Annotated in this window: 4 protein-coding genes; 1 reads left to right on the forward strand and 3 read right to left on the reverse strand. The window is 68.9% G+C overall.

The genetic code is table 11. From position 1 onward, the window contains the following. A partial coding sequence (locus AC5JJ6_RS02085; protein ID WP_496040453.1) for a solute carrier family 23 protein occupies positions 1–884 on the forward strand: 884 nt, incomplete at its 5' end. A 15-nt stretch (positions 885–899) separates the two neighbouring features. Here the strand turns inward: AC5JJ6_RS02085 and add are convergent. From add to deoA, 3 genes are read right to left on the reverse strand one after another with little or no spacing between them, the layout of a single operon-like run. Beyond that, entirely contained in the window at positions 900–1,880 is a 981-nt protein-coding gene (add, locus tag AC5JJ6_RS02090; RefSeq protein ID WP_496040454.1) for an adenosine deaminase, read from the reverse strand. After that, the gene (locus AC5JJ6_RS02095; protein ID WP_496040455.1) at positions 1,877–2,782 is read right to left on the reverse strand and encodes a DMT family transporter; all 906 of its coding nucleotides are present in this window, start codon (positions 2,780–2,782) and stop codon (positions 1,877–1,879) included. Before AC5JJ6_RS02095 ends, add begins: the two co-directional genes overlap by 4 nt. Before the next feature lie 15 nt (positions 2,783–2,797). Then, a complete protein-coding gene (gene deoA, locus AC5JJ6_RS02100; protein ID WP_496040456.1) occupies positions 2,798–4,087 on the reverse strand; it encodes a thymidine phosphorylase in 1,290 nt (429 codons plus the stop codon). Positions 4,088–4,092 lie beyond the last annotated feature (5 nt).

The following is a 4,092-nucleotide window of genomic DNA, read 5'->3' on the forward strand; positions in this document are numbered from 1 at the left end:
CGGCCTTCCCCAACCCCAATTACGGGCAGGTCACCGGCCTCGGCATCGCCCTGTTCGTGCTGCTTTTCATCCTGGCGCTGATCAAATGGGGCAAGGGCTTCCTCGCCAACATCGCGGTGCTGCTCGGCATCGTCGCCGGTTCGGTGCTGGCGGCGGCGCTGGGCCTGATGAACTTCCATAAGGTCGGCACGGCGCCCTGGGTCGACATCATTCTGCCGTTCCATTTCGGCATGCCGCAGTTCCATCTGGTTCCGATCGCGACGATGTGCATCGTGATGATGGTGGTCATGATCGAATCGCTGGGCATGTTCCTGGCGCTGGGCGACATCACCGGCAAGCGGGTCGATCAGGACGCGCTGACGCGCGGTCTCCGCGCCGACGGCGTCGGCACGCTGCTCGGCGGCATCTTCAACACCTTCCCCTATACCTCGGTCTCGCAGAATGTCGGGCTGGTCGGCGTCACCGGCGTCCGGTCGCGCTGGGTAACGGTCGCGGGCGGCGTCATCATGCTGGCGCTGGGCCTGATCCCCAAGATGGCGGCCCTGGTCGAAGCCGTGCCCCAGGTGGTCTTAGGGGGAGCCGGCCTCGTGATGTTCGGCATGGTGGCGGCCACGGGTGCCCGCATCCTGACGGCGGTGGACTTCCGCAACAATGCCAACAACCTGTTCATCGTGGCGATCTCGATCGGCTTCGGCATGATCCCGCTGGTCTCGCCGAACTTCTTCAAGAACCTGCCGCACGCCCTGCACCCGCTGCTGGAATCCGGCATCCTGCTCGCCGCGATCGTCTCGGTGGCGCTCAACGCCTTCTTCAACGGCATGAAGAGCGCGGAGCATGCCCGCACCGAAGCCTCGGCCGCGGCCGCCGCGTCCGAACACGTCTGAAACAGGTGCTGCGGCTCAGGGGCTTTGCCGCAAGGGCCGCCGCGCGTCGGTGAAGGCCGCTTCAAGTCCGACGGCGGTCACGGCCAGGAGATCGTCGTCGGACCAGCCGAAATGCCGTTTCGCCACGCCGTACTCATGCCCGATGGACGTTCCGAAATAGGGCGGGTCGTCGCTGTTCAGGGTAACGGCGCAGCCGGCGGCGCGCAGCCGGTCGAGCGGGTGGGCGGCGTAGTCGGGATAGACCGCAGTGCGGATATTGCTGGTCGGGCAGACCTCCAGCACGATGCCTTCCTCGGCGATGCGGCTGACGAGGCCGGCGTCCTCGATGGCGCGGACGCCGTGGCCGATCCGGCGGACCGGCAGGTTGTCCAGCGCGTCGCGGATGCTTTCCGGGCCGGCGGCTTCTCCGGCGTGGACGGTGCAGGCCAGGCCCGCCTCCTGGTGCGCGACGGCGAAGACTTCGGCGAAGTCGGCGGCGCGCAGGTGGTTTTCGTCGCCGCCCATGCCGAAGCCGGTCAGCAGCGGATGACGGTGGCGGGTGCAGGCCCTGGCGACTTCCAGCCCGCGCTCGACGCCGAAATGGCGGACGCAGGTGACGATCAGGCGGGCCTGGATGCCGAAATCGGCCTCGGCGTCCTCCATCCCCTGGACGATCCCGTCGAGATGTCCCTGGAAGGACAGGCCGGCCTGGGCCGCATGGTCGGGCGACGACATGACCTCGACGTAGACGGCGCCCTCGGCGGCGCAGCGGCGGAGATAGTCGTAGGTGACGTCGCGGTAGTCCCGGTCGGTCCGGATGACGGCGGCGGCATCGTCGTAGACCTTCAGGAAATGCAGGAAATCGGTCCAGGCGAACTCACCCCGGGCGTCGAACAGATCGGGCGGCAGCGCCATCCCGTGCCGCGCCGCCAGCGAGCGCACCAGTTCCGGCGTGGCGGTGCCTTCCAGGTGGACGTGCAGTTCGACCTTCGGGATACAGGCGGCGGTCAAGGTCATGGCATCGTGGCCTTTGCGGTCGCATCCGTGACGGGCCGGGGCGGCCGGCGCGTCTCCCGGTGGAGAATATAGAGACCGCTGGCCGCCACTATCAGGGCGCCGGTGACGATCGGCGCGGTGGGCAAGTCGGAGAAGACCAGGTAGCCGAACAGGACGGCCCAGATCATGGCCGTGTACTCGAACGGCGCCAGGGTTGCGGCGGGCGCCGACCGGAAGGCCTGCGTCATCAGAATCTGGGCGCAGCCGCCCAGCAGGCCGACGGAGATCAGCAGGGCGAGACCCGCCATGTCGGGCGTCTTCCAGTCCGGCAGCATGCCGATGAAGCCTACTCCCAGCCCGGTCAGGGTGAAGTAGAAGACGATTGCGGCATTCGTTTCCGTCCGGCTCAGCTTGCGCACGAAGATCATGGCGAAGGCGTAGAAGACGGCGCCGACCAGCGGGATCAGCGCTATCGGCGAAAAGACGCCGGCGCCGGGCTGGATCATGACGACGACGCCGATAAATCCGACGCCGACGGCGCTCCAGCGCCGCCAGCCGACCGGTTCGCCCAGCATCGGGCCGGACAGGGCCGTGAGGAACAGCGGACCGGCGAAGTGGATCGCGTAGACGTCGGCCAGCGGCATGTACTTGTAGGAATAGAAGAAGCACAGCAGTGCCGCCGTTCCGATCAGGGAGCGCAGGACATGGCCGCCGGGGCGGGCGGTCCGGATCGCGCGGGCACCGCCGGAACGCATGACCAGGACGCCGATCGGCAGCAGGGCCAGGGCCGAGCGGAAGAAGACGATCTGGAAGGTGCCGTAGTCGGCGGACAGCAGCTTTATCAGCACGTCCATGACCGAGAACAGGACCAGTGCGGATACCAGGAAACCGATGCCGCGAAGACTTTCCGATTGAGTGGGCACTATGGCAACTGGAACTCAGTGAGCGAGGCGGCGGGCCACGGGGGAGGTGGGGACCGGCGCGGAAGCGCCGATGGTGAAGGCGGCGCGGACCGCGTCGGCGGCGGCTTCCGCTTCGTCCTCGCTGCGGGCGTGGACGATGGCCAGGGGACCGGACTGCGGACTGCCCCGGGGGCCGGCGGCGGCGCCCAGGCCGGCGACGGCGGAGAGGCCTACCGCCGGGTCGATCGGGTCCTGCACGCGGGAGCGCCCGCCGCCCAGCGCCACCACGGCGACGCCGAGCGCGCGGGTGTCGATGGCCGCGATGGAGCCGGACGCGTCGGCGTGGACTTCGCGCACGACCGGAGCGGATGCTAGGTAGCGATCAGGGTTCTCCATCAGGTCGGCCGGACCGCCAAGCGCCGACACCATGCGGCCGAAGCGTTCGGCGGCGGCTCCGCTGGAGATCGCCTCGTCGAAGCGGGTGCGGGCGGCTGCCGTGTCGGGGCAGAGGCCGCGGAGGACCAGCAACTCGGCGCTGAGGGCGGCGGTGACCTCGTAGAGGCGCGGGTCGTGGCCGGCGCCGGTCAGCAGGTCGATCGATTCGCGGACTTCCAGCGCGTTGCCCGCGGTGCGGCCCAGCACCTCGTTCATGTCGGTCAGCAGGGCCACGGTCGGCATGCCGGCTCCGGTCGCGACGGTGACGATGCTCTCGGCCAGGGCCACGGCGTCGTCGAACTTCGCCATGAACGCGCCGGAGCCGAACTTTACGTCCATCACCAGCGCGTCCAGGCCGGCGGCCAGCTTCTTGGACAGGATCGAGGCCGTGATGAGGTCCAGCGACTCGACCGTGGCAGTGATGTCCCGGACGGCGTAGACGCGCTTGTCGGCGGGAGCGAAGGCGTCTGTGGCGCCGATGATGGCGCAGCCCGCGTCGCGGATCACCCGTTCCAGGGTGGCGCGGTCGGGGAGGGAGTCGTAGCCGGGAATGCTGTCGAGCTTGTCCAGCGTGCCGCCGGTATGGCCGAGTCCCCGGCCCGAGATCATCGGCACGAAGCCGCCGCAGGCGGCGATGGCAGGGGCCAGGATCAGGCTGACCTTGTCGCCCACTCCGCCTGTCGAATGCTTGTCGAGGATCGGGCCGGGGAGGCCGAGCGGCTTCCAGTCCAGGACGGTGCCGGACCGGGTCATGGCGAGCGTCAGGGCAACCCGCTCGTCCAGGTCCATGCCGCGAAAAAGCACCGCCATGCAGAAGGCGGCGATCTGGCCCTCCGTCACGGCGCCCGACGTGACGCCCTGGATGAAGCGCTGGATCTGTGCCTCGTTCAGACGGC

This window comes from Skermanella sp. (assembly GCF_059503625.1).

Bases quoted from the DNA above. Each gene is read 5' to 3' on its own strand.
- add (WP_496040454.1), bottom strand. From the start codon at position 1,880: ATGACCTTGACCGCCGCCTGTATCCCGAAGGTCGAACTGCACGTCCAC.